Here is a 19,614-nt window from a genome sequence, read left to right on the forward strand (position 1 = left end):
GTCTATTGTGTCGCACCCGGGCCGAGCCTGCCACCGACGCGGGTCGAGTCGATGTCCTCCCCGAGCTCATCGACGATGAGGTCGGAGGAGACGATCCCGCCCGTCCGGTACCCCGCACGCCCGATCATGTGAGCGGAGATCGGGGAGGTGATGAGCTGGAAGGCGACGACGAGGCCCGCCGTCCACGCGAGCGGTACATCGCGGACGATGAGGGCCATGCCGATCATCGAGAGGATGAGCCCGAGCACCTGCGGCTTCGTGGCCGCATGCTGGCGAGACAGGAGGTCGCGGAACCGCAGGACGGCGATGGCGGCGACCAGGGTGAGGGCGGAGCCGCCGATGAGGAGGGTTCCGCCGAGTAGGGTGAGGGCGTTATCCAGCATGCTGATCCTTCGCCTCGTCGGGGTCGTGGACTTCCTCGTCATCGTCATCGCGGAGCCGTTCATCCTCGAGGATCTTCGCGACCTCCTCCTTCGTGAGGATGCGCTTGTCCGCCGTCGGCTCATGTGCGACGAAGCGCGCAATCGTCGTCGATCCGATGAAGCCGACGATGGCGAGGACGACGAGGACGGGGAGGAGGTCCGTCCGGCCGGTCGCTGCGGAGATGACGGCGACGGAGCCGAGGATGATCGAGGTGAGCAGGTCGACGCCGACCATGCGGTCGAGCATCGAGGGTCCCTTCGACACACGGACGATGACGGCGAGGGCCGAGAGGAAGTACAGGAATCCGCAGATGGCGGCGACAACGATCATGATTCCTCTCCTGCCGGGGGTGCGTAGGGGACGGGCAGGCGCTCCCCCATCCGCCAGCCCGGCACGAAGCCGGCGTCGATGAGCTGGTCGTGCGAGGCGAAGGCGCGGAGGATCCTCTCCTCCTGGTCGAGCACGGCCTGGTGGGCGGCCTCGAGCCCGCCCGCCATCTCAATGTCGAAGACGTGGATGTAGAGGGTGCCGGAGGCGGCATGGACGTCGACGACAACCGAGCCGGGCACGAGCGAGGTCATGCCCGCCAGCATCGTGAGGAATACGTCGGAGTGGCCGCGGGACTGGACACGGATGACGGCGCCCTTCGGGTGTCTGCCCATGATCGCGTAGACGGCGATCTCCGTCGACGCCTTGACGATTTCGTAGATGAAGACGGCGACGAGCCTCAGGAGGGCAAGCGGCCGGAACCGACCGTCGAAGGTCGCGGCCGGCAGCGGTGTGAGGGTCGTGAGGAGGAGGGCAAGGAGGAAGCCGGCGACGACGTTGCCGGTGCTCACCTCGCCCCACAGGAGCGTCCACACGATTGTCAGCCAGATGAGCATGCCGCCCGTCGCGTACGGGAACCGGCCGGGCCGGTAGGTGGCGCGGCGGATGGAGATGCGTGCGTTCGACTCGGTCATTCGCCAGCCTCCTCATCGTCAGCCACCCTGTCCGCGGTGCCCGGGTCGCTCACATCATCCGAGATCCCCGTGCCCCGGTCGCCGTCGGGCAGGACGGCGACGATGTAGGGGCCGCGGCGCTCGAGATCCGTTGCAGCCCGCTCTGCGTAAGCATAGATCGGTCCGGCGAAGGCGGCGATGGCGAGCGACATGGCGACGAGCCCGCCGGCCGCGCCGTACATGCCGAACGGGATCCTCTTCGGCTCGACCTCCTCCTCCGGGTCCTGCCAGAAGGCGAGGTTCCAGGCCCGCAACACCGCGTACAGCGTGAGGAGCGAGGTGACGAGACCCGCGCCGATCAGCCACCAGTCGATGGTCTGCCCGCTGTCCGCAGAGGCGGAGATGAGGCCGACCTTGCCGAGGAATCCTGTCATCGGCGGGATCCCGGCCAGGCCAAGTGCCGGGATGAGGTAAAGGGCGGCGATGACGGGGGCCGTCTTCGCGATCGATCCGAGTCGTTGGAGCGACGTCGATCCACCGTGCCGCTCGATGAGGCCGGCGACGAGGAAGAGGGCCGTCTGGACCGTGATGTGGTGGATGACGTAGTAGATCGTCGCGGCCAGGCCCGCCTCGGTCGAGATCGAGATGCCCCAGATCATGAAGCCGATGTGGGAGACAAGCGTGAATGAGAGCATGCGCTTGATGTCGCGCTGGGTGACGGCGCCGAGGATGCCGATCACCATCGTTGCGATCGCCAGCACGGCCAGTACGTCATCGAGCCTGCCCTGGGGGAAGAGCAGCACCTGCGTGCGGATGATCGCGTACACGCCGACCTTCGTCAGCAGGCCCGCGAACACGGCCGTCACGGGTGCCGGCGCCGTCGGGTAGGAGTCGGGCAGCCAGGCGTGCAGCGGGAACAGCGCCGCCTTGATGCCGAAGGCGACGAGGAGCATCGCCTGAAGGGCGAGGCTGACACCCGGGTCGATCTCCTGCAGCCTCGTGGCGAGCTGGGCGAAGCTCAGCGTACCCGTCGCCGCATACGTCATCGCGATCGCGATGAGGAAGATGATCGACGAGAGCATCGAGACGACGACATAGACGGTGCCGGACCTGATCCTCGCCCGCGTCCCTCCCATGGTGATGAGGACGAAGGAGGCGGCGAGCAGCGTCTCGAAGCCGACGAAGAGATTGAACAGGTCGCCCGTGAGGAAGGCGTTCGACACGCCCGCGGACAGGATGAGGTAGGCCGGGTGATAGACGGCGGTCGGCGCCGCCTCCTCCCCGTCCTCGACGCCCTGGGCAAGGGAGTAGATGAGGACCGCGAGGGTGACCGCGACCGAGACGAGGAGCATGAGGGCCGATAGGCGGTCCGCGACGAGGGTGATGCCGACGGGCGCCGCCCAGTCGCCCACATCGAAGACGAGCGGGCCGTCGTTGACGAGGACGACAAGCGCGAACGACGTCGCCAGAGAGATCGTGAGGATCGTGACGGAGATGAGCCACTGGACCCGCCGATAGGTGGAGAAGGCGAGCGTGATGCCGGCCCCGAGGAGGGGTAGGACAACGGGGATTGCGACGAGCCAGTTCACCGATCATCCCCCACCGAGATCGAGTCATCCTGGGTTTCGTCGAAGGTTTCAGCCACCGCGTCATCAATCTGATTCTGCTCGTCTCGAACAAGCCGCTCGTCGCGCTCCGCCATGGCCGCCAATCTCTTGTCCTCGATATCGTCCTGAACCTCATCATTGCCGTCGAGCTGCCAGGACCGGTAGGCGAGCGCGAGCATGAAGGCTGTCGTACCCATGGTGATGACGATCGCGGTCAGCATCATCGCCTGAGTGAGCGGGTCCGACATCTCCTCGGCGGGCGCCTCGCCGACCAGCGGGGGCGCACCAGCCCGGCCACCCGCAACGAGGAAGGCGATGTTAACGCCATTCGCCAGGGAGGAGAAGCCGAGGACGATGCGGGACAGGGACCGCTCGAGGATGAGGTAGACGCCGACGGCGACGAGCACCGCCGCGAGAATGACGAGGCTGAGGGAGGGGGTCGTATCGATCATCATGTCGAGCTCTCCTTGGCCTCGCGCAATGTCACGGCTTCCTTTCGTCTGTCGTCCTTCGGGGTCGGCACAACCGAGCCATCATCATCGAGGCCCTCGAGCTCGCCGTGGCGATCGACCTCGGCTCCGAGCGAGCGGAGGATCTCGAGGACGAGCCCGACGACGACGAGATAGACGCCGACGTCGAAGATGATGGCGGTCGCGAACTTGACCTCGCCGAAGATCGGCATGACCAGGTCGAACTTGGCGGACTCGAGCGTTGTCCCGCCGAGGATGATGGGCGCCAGCCCGGAGAGCGTGGCGACCATAAGCCCGGAGCCCATGAGGATGCCGGGGTGGAGCGGCATCGCCGCGCCGAGCTCGTAGCGGCCGCCCGCCAGGTACCTCATCGTCAGAGCGATCCCCGCAAGGAGGCCTCCCGCGAAGCCGCCGCCCGGCAGGTTGTGGCCCGAGAAGAGGAGGAAGAGCGAGCCCATGAGCATCGTGTGGTAGATGAGCCGGGTGCCCACCTCGAAGATGACGGAGCGGCGGGGCGTGGCGAGCGTGCTCGCCGCAGGGAGCCACCGGCGGTTCCGGCCGGGTACGCGGACCTGGCGCTCCTGCAGCTGAGCATCAAGCTGCTCCGCCGCGCGCCGGATCTGGTCGTCCTCCTGCGGGCGCAGCCACACGCGGTACTTCGTGTCCGGCTTTGCGATGTTGCGGCGGGGGTCGATCCTGCCCTGACGGTCGCGGATGAAGAGGAGCGAGGCCACGCCGATGGCGCACGCGGCGACAACAGAGATCTCCCCCATCGTGTCCCAGGCGCGCATATCGACGAGGGCCACGTTGACGATGTTCTTGCCGTAGCCGAAGTCGTAGGCCTCACTCGGGAAGTACGACGAGACGGGCGGATGCTGGCGGGCATTGGCGGCGAAGAAGGCGAAGGCACCGACGCAGGCGCCGACGACAATGCCAAGGCCCGCCCGGAACCAGCGGGACGTCGCCATCGGCCTGTTCGAGAAGTAGGCGGGCAGGCGCCGCAGCACGAGGACGAATACGAAAAGAGTGATCGTCTCGACGAGGACCTGGGTGAGGGCGAGGTCGGGTGCGCCGTGGAGCTCGTAGATGAGGGCGACGCTGTAGCCGGAGATGCTGAGCAGGAGGACCGCCTTGAGGCGCCTCCTCGCCCGTGCCGCGAGGACGGCGGAGACGCAGGCGATGATGACGACCGGAACCTGGAAAGCCGTGTCATACCATCGGTAATCCAAGTCGACGGCGGTGTCCCCGAAGACGAGTGCGCCGGTGCCCGCGAGTGCCGCTGTCGCGAGGATGATCGACAGGTACATGGGCTGCGAGCCCGATTGGACGCGGGCCGTCACATCGCCCGCAAAGTGTTCGAGCCCGACGACGATCCGGCGATACGCGCCCTCGGCTGAGAATGGGACAGCGGCCCGGCGTTGGACCTTCTCGAATGGCTTCCGCACGGCGAAGAGGATGATGCCGCCGACGATGATGCTTCCGGTCATGACAACCGCGAGGCCGAAGCCGGCCCAGAGAGTGAGGTGGCCGGACTCGCCCGGGTAGAGGTCCGCGTGCCCGATGAGGAGGGACTCCCACCAGCTCGGGAGGAGGCCGAGGATGAGAGAGGCGGCGGCGAGGATGACCGGCGGAATGATGATGATGGCGGAGCGGTTCTTCAGCTCGGTCGGCTCCACACCGGGCTTGTCCCAGAAGCAGCCCCACCAGAACCTCAGTCCGTAGGCGAGGGTGAGGATCGAGCCGAGGACGATCGTCCAGGCGACGACGAGGTCGAGCGTTCCGCCGTAGGTCAAGGCGTGGAGGGCCGCCTCCTTGCCGACATACCCGGCGAAGGGCGGGATTCCCGCCATCGAGAGGACCGCGAAACCAGCGGCGGCGGCGAGCAGGGGCCGGCGACGGCCGATGCCGCTGAGCTCCCGCAGGTCGCGGGTACCCGTCATCCAGTCGACGATGCCGACACTGAGGAAGAGCGCGGACTTGAAGAGCGCGTGGGCGGTGAGGACCGCGAGGCCGGCGAGCGCGACCTCGGCCGTGCCGTAGCCGACGAGGACGAGCATGAAGCCGAGCTGGGAGACGGTGCCGTAGGCGAGGACGAGCTTCGTGTCGTTCTGGCGGAGCGCGCGGTACCCGCCGAGGAGCATCGTGAACAGACCCGCGGGGATGATGATCCACAGCCACACATCCATCTGCGCGAATCCCGGTGCGAGGCGGGCGACGAGGTAGACACCGGCCTTGACCATCGCGGCGGCATGCAGGTACGCGGACGTCGGAGTCGGCGCCGCCATCGCCGCCGGCAGCCAGAAGTGGAAGGGGAAGATCGCGGACTTCGACAGGGCGCCGAGCAGAAGGAGGACGACGGCGGTCGTCACGTAGCCGGTGCCGACACCGGCCGGGGCGCCGTCGAGGAGGGTTCCGGCAGAGGCGGCGCTGACTAGATCGGTGAAGGAATAAGAGCCGCTGGGCAGCTCGCCGAGGAGGATGATCCCGCCGAGCATGGCGAGCCCGCCCGCGGTCGTGACGATGATCGCCTCCATCGCCGCCCGGCGCGATGCGCGGCGGTCGCGGTAGTGCCCGATGAGGAGGAAGGAGAAGACCGTCGTCAGCTCCCACATGATGTACATGATGAGCGTGTTGTCGGTCGTGACGAGGCCGAACATGGCGCCGGCGAAGGCGACGAAGAAGGCCGCGAATCGGCCGAGGCCGCTCGCTGTGCGTGAGAAGTAGCGGGCGGAATAGATGAGGACGAGCGCACCGATACCGGTGACGAGGAGCGACATGACCCACGAGAGGGTGTCGAGCCGGAAGTCTCCGGCGAGCCCGAGTTCGGGCACCCATGTGAGGGTCTGTTGCGGATAGCTGCCCTCGAGCACCGCCGGACCCTGGGCGACCGTCCACACGAATCCAGCGAGGGGGACGAGCGCCGCGACGAAGAAGCCTTCTCGGCCGAGCCACTTCATCACTGCCGGCATTGCGAGTGCAACTACCCCGAAAGCAATGAGCAGCTCGATCATCCACACTCCCCTGGTAGTCCTTTATTCACTTTAACCGACACATTGTCGCACTCCCTGTCAGACTTCTAACATCTTTAACAATTGCGCAGGGACAGGCTAATTTGAGACAAGGACATCTCTCAGAAAGGCCACCGTGCTCCCTACCTGGTCTCTTGCCATCGTCGGTGCCATCGCTGCCATCTGCGTCGCGGTCTTCGTGCGCGGGCTTCTGCGGATCGTCGGAATGACCCGCATGGGCACCTCGGCGCCCGACCGCCTGACGCCGGTCGGCCCCCGCCTGTGGCGGGTCGTCAAGGAGACCCTCTCCCACGAGCAGTTCAAGCATCGGCCCTGGGTCCGCGCGGCCCACTGGGTGGTCATGCTGTCCTTCCCCATCCTTGCCTTCACCCTCATCACCGCCTTCTTCCAGCTCGCCGATCCGGGGTGGACGATGCCGGTGCTCGGCGACTTCGCCCCGTGGGGCTGGCTCGTCGAGGCCTTCGCGTGGGCCGGCCTCATCGGCGGCATCCACCTCACCCTCGTCCGCACCCGGACGGGCCGACGCGGCGAGCCCACGGACGTTCTCGAGACCGGCGACGGATTCCCGACGACATCCCGGTTCTTCGGCTCCGTCAACTGGCAGGCCCGCTACGTCGAGTTCACGATCGTCGGCGTCGTCGCCTGCGTCATCATCATCCGCGGAGCCGACTACGCCTACCTCGGCGGCGACGTCATCGACTTCCCCCTGACGTTCTGGATCGGGTCGCTCATGGGCGGCCTCTCCCAGGCCGCGCTCGGCTGGATCATCACGATCGTCTCCGCCCTCAAGCTCGCCATGTCCCTCGCCTGGCTCGTCGTCATCGGCCTCGTCCCGTCGATGGGTGTCGCGTGGCACCGCTTCCTCGCGCTCGTCAACGTCTACGCGCAGACCAATGCCGATGGCGGGCCGGCCCTCGGGCCGCTGCCCGATCTCTACGTCGACGGCACGCCGCTGCGGATGGACAGCGTCGAGGATCTCGATGAGGATGCGACACTCGGCATCTCCACCGTCTCCGACATCTCGTGGAAGGGTCTCCTCGACACCGCGACGTGTACGGAATGCGGACGCTGCCAGGATCTGTGCCCCGCCTGGAACTCGGCCAAGCCGCTCTCCCCCAAGCTTCTCGTCACGACGGTGCGCGACCATGCCTTCGCCTCGGCGCCGTTCGCGAAGGCCGCCGCCTCGCTCGAGGATGTCCACAGTGGGGACCTGCTCGGCGCCCTCCTCGACGCCGATGCGATCGGCGAGCACATCGAGCGGACACCCGATGCCCCCCTCATGCCGAATGTCGTGACCCCCGATGTGCTGTGGGGCTGCACGATGTGCGGCGCGTGCGTCGATCAGTGCCCCGTCGATATCGAGCATCTCGACCTCATCATCGGCCTGCGCCGCAACCAGGTCCTCATGGAATCGGCCTTCCCCGCCGAGCTCGGCAAGATGTTCACCGGCATGGAGAACAAGGGCAACCCGTGGGGCCTCAATCCCCGCAAGAGGCTCGACTGGGCGAAGGGTCTTGACTTCGAGGTCCCGCAGGTCGGGGTCGACGTCGAGTCGGCGGCCGACGTCGACTACCTGTTCTGGGTCGGCTGCGCCGGCGCGTTCGACGATCGGGCGAAGAAGACCTCGGCCGCGGTCGCCGAACTCCTCCACACCGCGGGCGTGTCGTTCGCCGTCCTCGGGGACGGTGAGTCCTGCACGGGCGACCCTGCCCGGCGCGCCGGCAACGAGGTGCTCTTCCAGATGCTGGCCGAGCAGAACATTGAGACGCTCAACGAGGTCGGGGCGACGAAGATCGTCGTCTCCTGCGCCCACTGCTTCAACACGATCGCCAAGGAATACCCGCAGCTCGGCGGCCACTACACGGTTCTCCACCACACCCAGCTGCTCAACCGCCTCGTGCGCGATGGCAGGCTGACGCCGGTCCCACCCTCAGAGGAGGAGCGGAAGACCATCACCTATCACGACCCCTGCTTCCTCGGCCGCCACAACAACATCTACAGTCCGCCCCGCGAGCTGCTCGGCGACGTCAGGGAAATGGAGCTGACGCGCGAGCGCGCCATGTGCTGCGGCGCGGGCGGCGCCCACGCCTTCTTCGAGGACAAGAATGGTGAGCCCATCTCGGCGATGAGGACGAGGCAGGCGATGGCAACCGGGGCCGAGGTCATCGCGACCGCCTGCCCCTTCTGCACCACGATGCTGAACGATGGCGTCCGCGGCGAAGGGGCCGATATCGAGGTCAAGGACGTGTCGCTCCTCCTCCTCGAGGGCGTCCGGCGCGGTCAGGAGTCCTAGGCCTCTCAGGGCTCTGGATACCCGAACACGCTCCGGCAACCCACCACGCAACGACCCTTCGACATGAGTCAGCCGCGCCCGAAGGCGCGGCTGACTCTTTCAGTTCGTCGTGTGGCTACGGCTGGATCTCGCCCGACTCGTAGCGGGTCACGCAGTCCGCGAGCGAACCCTCTGTACGTCCGCCGCAGGTCTCGGCGAACGCCTCGTAATCGCTGTCGATCGCGCTGTTCCACCACAGCTCATCGCACGCCTCGAAGTCGCCGGCCTCGCACGCATCCCACATCTCATCGAGCATGGGATCATCGCCGTACGTCGTGACGGGTGTACCCGTCTCGACGTCGGTGGCGCACAGCGCAGTCGCGTCGTCTTGGGTGCGGCCGCACGTGCTGCCGAACTCCTCGTACTCCGTGTCGAAGCCCGAGGAGAAGTACAGCTCATCGCACGCCACCATGTCGCCCTCGGCGCAGGCATCCCACAGCGAATCGAGCTCAGCATCGTCACCGTAGGTGAACGGCGTGTCTGAGGTCGGCTCGGTCGTCCGCGGCGCGTCCGTCGTCGGAGTGTCCGTCGTCGGGTCGAGGATGAGAGTCTCTTCCGCCGCGGGGTTGGGATCGTCCCCACCGAGGACCCCCGTGCCGAAGAGGATGCCGACGACGATCGCGATGAAGAGCAGGACCGCGAGGACGATCCAGGCGACGAGAGGTCCGCGGCTCTTCTGCGGCTGGCCGTAACCGCCGTACGGCGGATATCCGCCGTTATACCCGGCTGGGTAGGCGCCCGGCTGGCCGGGATGTCCCTCGTGGCCGTACCCCTGCTGGCCGTACTGGGGTGCCCCGTGGCCGGGCTGGCCATAGGGCTGTCCATAGCCGGGCTGTCCGTAATCCTGCTGACCCTGCGGGCCATCCTGTGCCGGCTGGCCGTAATGCGGGGATCCGTAGGGATACGCCTGAGTCGGCTGGCTCGGCGGGTACTGCTGACCCTCGGGCGGGAAGGACTGCGCCCCGTAGGACTGGTAGGGATCCTGCGTTTGGCCGTAGCCCTGCGGGTAGGCCTGCGTGCTGTCGCCATAGCCGGGCTGGAACTGGGTATCGTCGCGGCCCGCGTCCGGCTGGAAAGCCTCGGTGTCGTCGCGCTGGCCCCAGCGGGCCTCACCCGTGGATTCGGGAGCACTGTCGTACGCCTGCTCCGGCGGGTCGGAATCGTGGCCTTCGTCGCCCGGTCGGCGACCCTCGGTATTGTCTGACATGTCTACACTTCCATCGTGCTGGCATAGCCTCGGTCGGTAAAGGCCAGGCTACTCCCAAACAGGATCGGCGGCGATGACAGGCACGGAACTCCGCCATGTGAACACGAGCCGACCCACGCGGGCCATCCCACCCGCTGGTTCCTTCGCCCTCGCTCTGACAGGTTGACCGCATTTCGGCATACTGGTGCGGGGAGAAGGCGGTGCACAGTGGATGTCGTGGCAGTGAGTGCGCCGTTCTTCGCGCTCATCCTCCTCGGATATCTCGCCGCCCGGTTCGGGCTGCTGCCGATGGCGGCGCTGCCCGGCCTCAACACCTTCGTCCTCTATTTTGCGCTGACCGCGATGCTGTTCCGGCTCGGATCCCAGACCCCCACAGCCGACCTCCTCAACCCGTGGGTGATGGCGACCTGGCTCGGAGCCGCGCTCATCTGCCTCGCGCTCGCGATCGTGCCCGGGCTCAAAGCCGGGGTCAGCTGGCGCGACGCCTCCTTCGGCGGCCTGGCCACCGCCTCTCCGAACATGGGGTTCATGGGGATTCCCCTCCTCATCGCCCTCCTCGGAGCAGACGCCCTCGGGCCGCTCATGCCCGTCATGATCATCGACATCGTTGTCATCCAATCCCTCGTCATCGCCCTCGCACAGCGCGGCATTGGGGCGGGGACACCGCGATGGAGGAAGGCGGCGGGCACGGCCCGCCAGGTCCTTGCCAACCCCCTCGTCTGGGCGATCGTCGCCGGCGCGGCATGGGGCACCACCGGATGGTCGATGCCGGGTCCCATCGATCAGACCATCTCGCTCCTCGCCGATGCGGCGACCCCCACAGCCCTCTTCACGATCGGGGGCGTCCTCGCCCGAGAGCAGGCAACCGCCACGGGGATCACGAGCCGCGCGACGCAGGCGTACATCGGCTGGCTCACCGCGGTCAAGCTCCTGGCCCTGCCCGCCGCCGTCTGGCTCATCGGCCAGGCCGTCGGGCTCGCAGGGCCATTCGAGGAGCTCACCGCCCTCGTCCTCATCGCAGCCCTGCCCACCGCCGCGAACTCCTCGATCCTCGCCGAGCGCTTCGGCGCCGACAACGCCGTCGTCGCCTCGGTCATCCTCACCTCGACCGCCGCCGGCTTCATCACCTTCAACGCGATCGCCGCCCTCCTCGTGGCATAGCCTGACTCTCATGGACTGGCGCAGCAGGGATCTTGGCATGGGTGATGCGGACGGTGTCCTCGAGGCCTTCCGATCGAGCGATGACATGGACCGCCAGGGCCACGTCGTGTCGATGGAGACGGCCCAGCTCTACGTCGGCCGACTCCTGGGCGAGGGCTTCCGCACCCGCGTCGCCGCCGACCGTGACACCGACCGGGTCCTTGCCCTCGCCGGCGCCCAACTCGACCGCGCCAATGCGAGCGCCTGGATCTTCTACTGGGCACATGCCCGCGCCCGGGGCGCGGGCATCACCTCCCAGCTCGTGCGGGACTTCTGCAACGATCTCCTGCAGGACGACCTCCATCGCCTCGAGCTCGGCTTTCGGGTCGATAACCCCGCCTCCGCACGAGTTGCCGAGCGTGCCGGCTTCGTCATCGAGGGCCGCGAGCGCGAGAAGTTCCTCGTCGAGGGCGAGCGGATCGATGTCATCACCTGCGGGCGTCTGGCCACCGATCCGTGGCCGGGGACCGGCCTCTGACTCTCTCCCGCCAGGCGGTTCAACCGGGCCACGACACAGCCGACCCGGGGCGCCGTGACGCATTCGGGCCACCGCATGACAAAGCGGGGTTTTCGACGTCAAACTGTGCTTCACGCGGCGACATGTTCTCATTTCCTCTTTGAATCACAGTCATAAGGGTTTAACCTGGCCGTGTCAGGGTGTGGACGATCTCACACCATTTCCTTTTGGGAGGTACCATGCGACGACGCATGAAAGCAGCAGCCGCCCTCGTGTCAGCATCCATGCTCCTCGCCGCCTGCGGCGGGGATGCGGAGGATACGGAGACCCGAGGGACCGATTCCGAGACCACAGCCGAGGACACGGAGGGCACCGACGATGGTGACTCGACCGGGGAGGCCAGCGGAGACTACCCAGATCTGTCGGGGCAGACGCTCGATGTCGCATCCGACTGGTCCGGCGCCGAGCAGGAGAACTTCGAAGAGGTTCTCGCCTTCTTCGAGCAGGAGACCGGGGCGACAGTGACCTACCAGTCGCTCGGCAACAACGTCTCGACCGCGCTCGGCACGCAGATCGAGGGTGGCGGCGCCCCAGATATCGCGCTCGTGCCCCAGCCCGGCCTGGTCGACCAGCTTGTCGAATCGGGCGACATCGTCCCTCTCACGGATGACGTCGTCTCGACGGTTGAGGAGAACTACGCGGACACGTGGAAGGATCTGTCGACCTACGACGATGAGCTCTACGGCGTCTGGTTCAAGGCGGCCAACAAGTCGACGGTCTGGTACAACGTCGGGGTCTATGAAGATGCCGGTGCCGAGATCCCCGAGACGTGGGAAGACTTCACGAGTGCTCTTCAGGTCGTCTCCGATTCGGGCGTTCCCGGGCTCGCGGTCGGCGCCGATGTCGGCTGGCCGCTGACAGACTGGTTCGAGAACGTCTACCTGCGCACGGCAGGCCCGGAGATGTACGACCAGCTGGCGGCGCACGAGATCCCGTGGACCGATGACTCCGTCATCGAGGCCCTCGAGGTCCTCGGCGGACTGTGGGGCGATGACACGCTCCTCCTGTCGGGCGGCGCCCAGCGCTCCTTCCCCGACTCGGTCACCGCGGTGTTCTCTGACCCGCCGCAGGCCGGCACGGTCTATGAGGGCGACTTCGTCGCCGGCAACATCGCCGAACAGACGGACTCGGTCGTCGGCGAGGATGCCAACTTCTACCCGTTCCCGTCGATCAACGACTCCCCCGACGCCGTCATGGGCGCCGGCAACGTCGCGATCGCCTTCAACGACGACGAGGGCACGATGGCGCTCATGTCCTACCTGGCCTCGCCCGATGCGGCGAACATCTGGATCGAGCTCGGCGGCTTCACCTCGCCGAACCAGAACGCCGACATGGACCTGTACCCGGACGATGTCTCTCTTGCCATCGCCGAACAGCTGACCTCCGCCGAGGTCTTCCGGTTCGACCTCTCCGACCTCACCCCGTCCGCCTTTGGCGGCACCGAGGGCGAGGGCATGTGGCAGCTGCTCATCGAGTTCTACCAGAACCCGGATGACATCGAGGGCACCGCACAGGCCCTCGAGGACGCGGCCGTCTCCGCCTACGGCGGCTGATTTCGAACAGGGGCGGGGCGCATGCGTGCGCCCCGCCCCGCGTCGGCGCATCGCGCCCGATAGAGGTACCCATGTCGAACACCGCAGTCACTCAGAAGCCGGCAGGGAAGAAGCTGCGCGGCAAGGCACCGATGACGACGCAGAATCGGTGGCTGCTCGCCATCCTGCTCGGGCCGGCGATCTTCTTCCTCACCGTCTTCGTCGTCTATCCGATCGGCTACTCGATCGTCCGGTCGACCTATTCCCGCAACGGCGAGGACTTCGTCGGTGTCGGCAACTACGTGCGGGTCTTCACCGACCCGCAGACCTTCACCGCGTTCAAGAACAATCTCATCTGGGTGCTCGTCGCGCCCCTTGTCTGCACGGTCCTCGGCCTCATCTTCGCCGTCCTCATGGAGAAGATCGCCTGGTCGACCGCCTTCAAGCTCATCATCTTCATGCCGATGGCGATCTCGATGCTGGCCGCCGGCATCATCTTCCGGACGGTCTTCCAGCAGAACCCCGAGATCGGCCTCGCCAACGCCGTGACCGTCACGGTTCAGGAGGTCTTCTCGTCGGGGTCCCACTATCCAGAGGCGCGCCTCAGAGAGGGCCCTGAATTCTCGAGCTTCGAGCAGCAGGGCGGGACCGGCGCCGAGATCATGTCGACGGGCGAGTTCGCGCCCGGCGAGGTAGCGCTCATCCCCCTCATCGGCATCGCCCCCGAGCATGTCGGCGATGATCCGACACCGGCCGTCGAGGCACAGCCCGCGGACGGGACGATCACCGGCACCATCTGGCTCGACTTCGTCCGAGGCGGCGGCGGTGAGAATGGTCAGATCGATGCGGACAAACCCGGCCTGGGCGGGATCACCGTCGAGGCGATCAACCGAAGCGGGGACGTGTGGGAGACGACGACAGAGGATGACGGCACGTTCGTCTTCGAGGACGTGTCAGAGCCGCTGACCATTCGCGTCCCGGCCACGAACTTCACCTCGGGCCCGACCGGCATCAACTGGCTCGGCCCGGACCTCATCACCCCCGTCATGATCCTCGCCTACGTGTGGATCTGGGCGGGCTTCGCGATGGTCATGATCGGCTCGGGCCTGGCCGCCGTCGATCGGTCGCTGCAGGAGGCCGCGAGAACAGATGGCGCATCCGAATGGCAGGTGTTCCGGCACATCACCGTCCCGCAGCTCATGCCGGTCCTCACGGTCGTCATCGTCACCCTCATGATCAACGTCCTCAAGATCTTCGATCTCGTCTACGTCATACCGCCAGGAGCCTCGAAGAACGCGGCCGATGTGCTCGCGACCCGGATGTGGACCGTGTCCTTCGGAGGCGGCAACGATCAGGGCCTCGGCTCGGCACTCGCCATCGTCCTGCTTCTCCTCGTCATCCCGTTCATGCTCATCAACATCCGCAACTTCCGCAGGGGAGGCAACTCATGACCACGTCAGACGTCGAGCGGGAGATCGCCGATCGCTCCGAGCAGGGCGAGACGCAGCGGAAGGTCAAGCCGAAGGGCTCGGGCCGGTCGATGATGGCGGGCGAGCGGAAGAAGACCGTGGGCGGCAGGATCGTCGCACTCTTCAACAACTCGCTCGTCAACGCCATCCTCGTCATCGTCGCCCTCATGTGGCTTGTACCGACGATCGGGCTCTTCTTCTCCTCGCTCCGCTCCTCCCAGGCGAACGCCACCTCGGGTTGGTGGACAGTCTTCTTCAAGAGCCACGAGCTGACGATCGACAACTACCGATCACTGCTCGGCAACGACACGATGGTGCAATCCCTTGTCAACACGATCATCATCGTCGTGCCCACGACCCTTGCGGTCGTCGCGATCGGCGCCATGGCGGGTTATGCACTGGCGTGGATCGACTTCCCGGGCCGGGACTGGGTCCTCATCGGCGTCGTCGCCCTCATGGCGGTGCCCCTCCAGGTTGCCTTCATCCCGCTTGCCCGCCTCTTCGGCAGCATCGGGATCTTCGGGACCTACGCCGCCGTCATCCTCTTCCACATCGCCTTCGGGTTACCGTTCGCCGTGTTCCTTCTGCGGAACTACTTCACGAACATCAGCGAGGAGATGCTCGAGGCGGCCCGCATCGACGGAGCATCTGAGATGAGGATTTTCCTCCAGGTGGCGCTGCCGCTCGCCATGCCCGCGATCGCGTCGCTGGCGATCTTCCAGTTCCTCTGGTCGTGGAACGACATGCTCGTCGCCCTCATCTTCGCCGGGCCAGGATCCCAACCGATCACGGTGGCAATCCAATCCCAGCTGCGACAGTTCTCTTCGAACATCGACATCCTCTCCGCCGGAGCATTCGTGTCGATGGTCGTCCCCCTCCTCGTCTACTTCGCCTTCCAGCGCTACTTCGTCTCGGCGATCATGGCCGGCACCACGAAGTAGGCGACCCCGCCGGGTCGGTGCCCGACCCGATTTCCACACGAACGCAGTGAGCGCCCCCAATGGGGCGCTCACTGCATGATCAGACTCTGCCGATCTCCGTCCGGACAATCAGAATGACGGTGGGAGAATCAGTCCTCGATCTCGGTCCTGTGGAAGTTGATCCACGAGCGCGAGGCGGTCGGGCCCCGCTGGCCCTGGTAGCGCGAACCGTGGGCGCCATTCCCATAGGGCGCGTGGGCGGGCGAGGACAGCTGGAAGAAGCACAGCTGGCCGACCTTCATCCCCGGGTAGAGCTTGATCGGCATCGTCGCCATGTTCGACAGCTCAAGGGTGATATGCCCCGTGAATCCGGGGTCGATGAAGCCAGCGGTCGAATGGGTGAGGAGGCCGAGACGGCCCAGGGAGGACTTACCCTCGAGGCGTGCCGCGATGTCATCGGGCAGCGTGACGCTCTCATAGGTCGAGCCGAGGACGAACTCGCCGGGGTGGAGGATGAACGGCTCATCGGTGATCTCGACAAGCCTCGTCAGATCCTCCTGCTCAGCGGCGGGGTCGATGACCGAGTACCGATGGTTATCGAACAGGCGGATGTACTTGTCGATCCGAATGTCGAGGGAGGACGGCTGGACGAAGCCAGGGGTCCACGGGTCGATTGTGATCCGGCCCGCATCGACCTGAGCGAGGATATCTCTGTCTGAAAGAAGCACACATCGAGTGTGCCAGAAACGAGCGGCTCGCCCCCGCGTTGTGGAAAACCTCTCATAGCCGCCCGTGCCATCCGCATCGACCGACGCATACCGGGACCGACCGCCGCCAGTCGACTTTGGTCGATCGAGAGGCAAGGGGATAACATAGGTCAGTACGCGGGTGTAGTTCAATGGTAGAACTCCAGCTTCCCAAGCTGGTAGCGCGGGTTCGATTCCCGTCACCCGCTCAGAGCGAGAAGCCTCGGCGCCGATGGTCGCCGAGGCTTCCTCCGTTTCAACCGCCTTGCATGCGCCGGGTCCATTCTTCCCTCCACTCGCATGTCAAAACCGGATGTCGGATTCGGCCCCCAGCCGCAAGCGGGTCGCTAACCTGGCCACATGAAGACGATCCACATGCGCCACGCCGACCTGCAGGTGCCGAACATGGCGCTCGGGCTCCTGCGGATCGCCGACCTATCGGACGACGAGGTGCGCGCGCTCGTCACATCCGCACGCGATGCGGGGATCGACTACTTCGATCATGCCGACATCTACGGCACCCGGCTCCACGAGTGTGAGGAGCGGTTCGCCCGAGCCCTCCGGCTCAGCAGCTCTGAACGCGATCGGATTACCCTCCAGACGAAGGTCGGGATCGTGCCCGACGGCGGGTACTACGACCACTCCTACGACCATCTGATCACGCAGGTGGAGGGGTCTCTGCGCGCGCTCGGCACCGATCGCATCGACATGCTCCTCCTCCATCGACCCGATGCTCTGGTCGAGCCCGAGGAGGTTGCCCGAGCGTTCGACGAGCTCTACTCCTCGGGGAAGGTCCGCCACTTCGGGGTCTCCAACCACACGCCGGGCCAGATCGACCTGCTGAAGACGGCCGTGACACGACCGATCGTCGCCAACCAGGTCCAGCTCTCCATCACGCACTCCCCAATCATCGCCCAGGGGATTGCGGCGAATACGCCGGATTCCGACCAGGCGGCAGTGCGCGATGGCGGAGGACTGATCGACTACTGCCGGATCAACGGGATCACGATCCAGGCCTGGTCGCCGTTCAAGTCCGGATCCGGGGAATCCGTCCTCTTCGATCGGGGGCGCCACCCTGAGCTGACCGAGCGCATCGACGCCTTGGCGGCGCAGTATGGGGTCGAGCCCGAGGCGATCGCCGCCGCGTGGATCACCCGCCACCCGGCCGACATGCAGGTCATCCTCGGAACGACAAGACCAGCCAGGGTCCGAGCAGCGGCCGCGGGATCGGACCTGCCGCTCACCCGGGCGGAGTGGTATGGACTGTTCAGCGCGGCCGGGTGGCACGTGCCGTAGGAGCCATCCAGACGCGGCGGGGCTCAGCCCGTGTAGTCACCGCTCGAGGGGTCCCTGCCCGACACGGCGTCGGCCGCGCGGATGAGGCCGAGGTGGGAGAACGCCTGCGGGTAGTTGCCGGCGAGCCTCTTGTGCTCCGTCGAGTACTCCTCGGAGTAGAGCCCGAGCGGCGATGAGACGGCGATGACCTTATCCATGAGTGTGCGAGCGTCGTCCCTGCGCCCCGACATCGCATACTGTTCGACCAGCCAGAACGTGCAGAGGATGAACGGGTACTCATCCCCCTCGAGACCGTCCTTGCCGGCCTGGGTCCGGTATCGCTTGACGAAACCCTCGCTGTCGACGAGGTCCTGTTCGATGCGGGCCACGGTCGAGAGCATGCGCGGATCGTCGTAATCGAGGTAGCCGACGTGGGGCAGCTGAAGCAGGGAGGCGTCGACCTCGGTCGACCCGTAGGTCTGGGTGTAGGACTTGATGTCCTCGTTCCAGCCCTTCTCCTCGATCTCTCGGGCGAGCCGGTCACGGCAGGCCCGCCATTCGTCGATGGGACCCTCGAAGCCATACTCCTCGACCGCCTTGATCCCCCGATCGAACGCGGCCCACATCATGGCCCGCGAATGCGTGAACTCGGCCAGCTCGCCCCGCATCTCCCAAATGCCGTGCTCGAGTCTGTCGAGGTTCGCCGAGGCATACTCAAGGAGCGCGGTCTGCAGGCCCCAGGAGCGCTCGTCCTCATCGATGCCCGCCTCCCGCATCTTGTCGAGCGCGACCATGACCTCGCCGACGACATCGCCCTGGAACTGGTCGGCCGCGCCGTTGCCGATGCGGACGGGCGCCGAATTCTCGTATCCGGGGAGATGGCTCAGCTCAAACTCGGGCAGGTGGCGCTCGCCCGCGAGTCCATACATGATCCGGAGCGAATGAACATCACCCGCCAGCGACCTCAGAAGCCACAGCCGCCAGGCCATGGCTCCCTTGGTGAAGCCGTGGGCGATGAGGGCCTCGATGGCGAGCGCGGAGTCCCTCAGCCACGTGTACCGATAGTCCCAGTTGCGCATGCCGCCGAACTCCTCCGGCAGTGAGGTCGTCGGTGCGGCGACGATCCCGCCGGTGGCGTGGTCCGTGAGGGCCCGCAGGACGAGGAGGGAGCGGGTGATGTAGTCGGCGTAGGGCCCATCGGCCTCGATGTGCTCCGACCAGTCGCGCCAGTATTCGAGCGTGTGCTCGAGCAGCCTCTCATAGTCATCGCGGGTCGGGGCCGGGCCGTAGCTGAGCGACCAGATGAGGTCCCAGCGGAGGCTCTCTCCCTCGCCGACCGCGAACCGGCCCTGATGGGTCTCCCCGTGCGCGTCGGGAAGGGGGCCGGTCAGGTGGACGGCACCAGGACCGGCGACGGCATAGATGGCGGGCCTGCCGTCGATCTCCGTCCGCTCAACCCAGGGGATCGACTCCCCGTAGTTGAAGCGGATCCGGAAATCCATCTCCAACTCAACCTCGCCCTCGAGGCAGATGGCCTCGCGGATGAGGTCGGATTCGTCCTCCATCTTGCCTCGCGTCGGCATGTACTCGGTGATGAGCACCCGGCCGGTCGGGGTGCGCCACTCGGTGTCGAGCACGAAGGAGCCGTCTCGATACTGCCGGGAGAGAATCTCGCCCCCGACGGGCGCCAGCCGCCACCTGCCATGCGATTCGTCCCCGAGAATTGCGGAGAAGACCGCGGGACTGTCGAAGCGGGGGAAGCAGAGCCAGTCAATGGAGCCATCGTCAGACACCAGGGCGGCCGTGCGCATATCGGACAGAAGGGCGTAATTCTCCAGATGGGTGCTCATACGCTCATCGTGACAGCGAAACACCTCAAGGAAGAGGAAATTCGGCGCAGCGCGATATTTCCATGGGACTTCCCAGCTTTGTTCGGAAGTCTGGGT

16 protein-coding genes and 1 tRNA gene are annotated in these 19,614 nt (G+C 66.3%); 8 read left to right on the forward strand and 9 right to left on the reverse strand.

From position 1 onward, the window contains the following. Window positions 1–2 precede the first annotated feature (2 nt). Genes mnhG through EJO69_RS07705 form a run of 6 tightly spaced genes read right to left on the reverse strand, consistent with a single transcriptional unit; the run spans window position 3 to window position 6,452 of the window. Window positions 3–383 carry a monovalent cation/H(+) antiporter subunit G gene (gene mnhG / locus EJO69_RS07680; RefSeq protein WP_126040731.1) on the reverse strand — a complete coding sequence of 127 codons (381 nt, stop codon included), beginning with the start codon at window positions 381–383 and terminating at the stop codon, window positions 3–5. After that, on the reverse strand, window positions 373–753 hold the full coding sequence (locus tag EJO69_RS07685; protein WP_126040733.1) for an MrpF/PhaF family protein: 381 nt from the start codon (window positions 751–753) through the stop codon (window positions 373–375). The genes mnhG and EJO69_RS07685 overlap by 11 nt, the downstream gene beginning before the upstream one ends. Further along, window positions 750–1,385 (reverse strand): Na+/H+ antiporter subunit E, encoded by a 636-nt coding sequence (locus tag EJO69_RS07690; RefSeq protein ID WP_126040735.1) that lies wholly within the window; start codon window positions 1,383–1,385, stop codon window positions 750–752. Before EJO69_RS07690 ends, EJO69_RS07685 begins: the two co-directional genes overlap by 4 nt. Beyond that, entirely contained in the window at window positions 1,382–2,953 is a 1,572-nt protein-coding gene (locus EJO69_RS07695; protein ID WP_126040737.1) for a Na+/H+ antiporter subunit D, read from the reverse strand. Before EJO69_RS07695 ends, EJO69_RS07690 begins: the two co-directional genes overlap by 4 nt. After that, on the reverse strand, window positions 2,950–3,426 hold the full coding sequence (locus EJO69_RS07700; RefSeq protein ID WP_245993575.1) for a Na(+)/H(+) antiporter subunit C: 477 nt from the start codon (window positions 3,424–3,426) through the stop codon (window positions 2,950–2,952). The genes EJO69_RS07695 and EJO69_RS07700 overlap by 4 nt, the downstream gene beginning before the upstream one ends. Continuing rightward, entirely contained in the window at window positions 3,423–6,452 is a 3,030-nt protein-coding gene (locus EJO69_RS07705; RefSeq protein WP_126040739.1) for a Na+/H+ antiporter subunit A, read from the reverse strand. Before EJO69_RS07705 ends, EJO69_RS07700 begins: the two co-directional genes overlap by 4 nt. Window positions 6,453–6,585: 133 nt before the next feature. Here EJO69_RS07705 and EJO69_RS07710 point away from each other — a divergent pair, with 133 nt between their 5' ends. Further along, window positions 6,586–8,763 (forward strand): (Fe-S)-binding protein, encoded by a 2,178-nt coding sequence (locus EJO69_RS07710; RefSeq protein WP_245993577.1) that lies wholly within the window; start codon window positions 6,586–6,588, stop codon window positions 8,761–8,763. A 115-nt stretch (window positions 8,764–8,878) separates the two neighbouring features. On the opposite strand, the gene EJO69_RS12435 is transcribed toward EJO69_RS07710, so the two are convergent. Beyond that, entirely contained in the window at window positions 8,879–10,009 is a 1,131-nt protein-coding gene (locus EJO69_RS12435; RefSeq protein WP_211331569.1) for a chromosomal replication initiator protein DnaA, read from the reverse strand. Between the two features lie 216 nt (window positions 10,010–10,225). Here EJO69_RS12435 and EJO69_RS07720 point away from each other — a divergent pair, with 216 nt between their 5' ends. From EJO69_RS07720 to EJO69_RS07740, 5 genes are all read left to right on the forward strand, one after another. Then, window positions 10,226–11,170, forward strand: a complete 945-nt coding sequence (locus tag EJO69_RS07720; RefSeq protein WP_211331390.1) for an AEC family transporter — start codon at window positions 10,226–10,228, stop codon at window positions 11,168–11,170. A gap of 10 nt (window positions 11,171–11,180) precedes the next feature. Then, entirely contained in the window at window positions 11,181–11,687 is a 507-nt protein-coding gene (locus EJO69_RS07725; RefSeq protein WP_126040741.1) for a GNAT family N-acetyltransferase, read from the forward strand. A gap of 218 nt (window positions 11,688–11,905) precedes the next feature. Then, window positions 11,906–13,279, forward strand: a complete 1,374-nt coding sequence (locus EJO69_RS07730; protein ID WP_126040743.1) for an ABC transporter substrate-binding protein — start codon at window positions 11,906–11,908, stop codon at window positions 13,277–13,279. 71 nt (window positions 13,280–13,350) lie between these two features. Beyond that, window positions 13,351–14,709, forward strand: a complete 1,359-nt coding sequence (locus EJO69_RS07735; RefSeq protein ID WP_211331391.1) for an ABC transporter permease — start codon at window positions 13,351–13,353, stop codon at window positions 14,707–14,709. Then, window positions 14,706–15,668, forward strand: a complete 963-nt coding sequence (locus tag EJO69_RS07740; RefSeq protein ID WP_126040745.1) for a carbohydrate ABC transporter permease — start codon at window positions 14,706–14,708, stop codon at window positions 15,666–15,668. The genes EJO69_RS07735 and EJO69_RS07740 overlap by 4 nt, the downstream gene beginning before the upstream one ends. A gap of 128 nt (window positions 15,669–15,796) precedes the next feature. Here EJO69_RS07740 and dcd read toward each other — a convergent pair whose 3' ends face one another. Next, window positions 15,797–16,375 carry a dCTP deaminase gene (gene dcd / locus EJO69_RS07745; RefSeq protein WP_164519904.1) on the reverse strand — a complete coding sequence of 193 codons (579 nt, stop codon included), beginning with the start codon at window positions 16,373–16,375 and terminating at the stop codon, window positions 15,797–15,799. A 156-nt stretch (window positions 16,376–16,531) separates the two neighbouring features. Between dcd and EJO69_RS07750 the strand changes: the two genes are divergently transcribed. Both EJO69_RS07750 and EJO69_RS07755 read left to right on the forward strand, forming a co-directional pair. Beyond that, a tRNA-Gly gene (locus EJO69_RS07750) sits at window positions 16,532–16,602 on the forward strand. A 151-nt stretch (window positions 16,603–16,753) separates the two neighbouring features. After that, the gene (locus EJO69_RS07755) at window positions 16,754–17,689 is read left to right on the forward strand and encodes an aldo/keto reductase (RefSeq protein WP_126040749.1); all 936 of its coding nucleotides are present in this window, start codon (window positions 16,754–16,756) and stop codon (window positions 17,687–17,689) included. A 23-nt stretch (window positions 17,690–17,712) separates the two neighbouring features. Here the strand turns inward: EJO69_RS07755 and EJO69_RS07760 are convergent, their stop codons facing one another. Next, window positions 17,713–19,518, reverse strand: a complete 1,806-nt coding sequence (locus tag EJO69_RS07760) for a glycoside hydrolase family 15 protein (protein WP_126040751.1) — start codon at window positions 19,516–19,518, stop codon at window positions 17,713–17,715. Window positions 19,519–19,614: the final 96 nt, after the last annotated feature.

Origin of the sequence: Flaviflexus salsibiostraticola (genome assembly GCF_003952265.1) — a bacterium.
Lineage (GTDB): Bacteria > Actinomycetota > Actinomycetes > Actinomycetales > Actinomycetaceae > Flaviflexus > Flaviflexus salsibiostraticola.

Coding starts and splice junctions, on each gene's coding strand:
- EJO69_RS07725 (WP_126040741.1), top strand. CDS start 11,181: ATGGACTGGCGCAGCAGGGATCTTGGCATGGGTGATGCGGACGGTGTC.
- EJO69_RS07705 (WP_126040739.1), bottom strand. CDS start 6,452: ATGATCGAGCTGCTCATTGCTTTCGGGGTAGTTGCACTCGCAATGCCG.
- EJO69_RS12435 (WP_211331569.1), bottom strand. CDS start 10,009: ATGTCAGACAATACCGAGGGTCGCCGACCGGGCGACGAAGGCCACGAT.
- EJO69_RS07735 (WP_211331391.1), top strand. CDS start 13,351: ATGTCGAACACCGCAGTCACTCAGAAGCCGGCAGGGAAGAAGCTGCGC.
- EJO69_RS07755 (WP_126040749.1), top strand. CDS start 16,754: ATGAAGACGATCCACATGCGCCACGCCGACCTGCAGGTGCCGAACATG.
- EJO69_RS07690 (WP_126040735.1), bottom strand. CDS start 1,385: ATGACCGAGTCGAACGCACGCATCTCCATCCGCCGCGCCACCTACCGG.
- EJO69_RS07730 (WP_126040743.1), top strand. CDS start 11,906: ATGCGACGACGCATGAAAGCAGCAGCCGCCCTCGTGTCAGCATCCATG.
- EJO69_RS07685 (WP_126040733.1), bottom strand. CDS start 753: ATGATCGTTGTCGCCGCCATCTGCGGATTCCTGTACTTCCTCTCGGCC.
- EJO69_RS07760 (WP_126040751.1), bottom strand. CDS start 19,518: ATGAGCACCCATCTGGAGAATTACGCCCTTCTGTCCGATATGCGCACG.
- EJO69_RS07700 (WP_245993575.1), bottom strand. CDS start 3,426: ATGATGATCGATACGACCCCCTCCCTCAGCCTCGTCATTCTCGCGGCG.
- mnhG (WP_126040731.1), bottom strand. CDS start 383: ATGCTGGATAACGCCCTCACCCTACTCGGCGGAACCCTCCTCATCGGC.
- EJO69_RS07740 (WP_126040745.1), top strand. CDS start 14,706: ATGACCACGTCAGACGTCGAGCGGGAGATCGCCGATCGCTCCGAGCAG.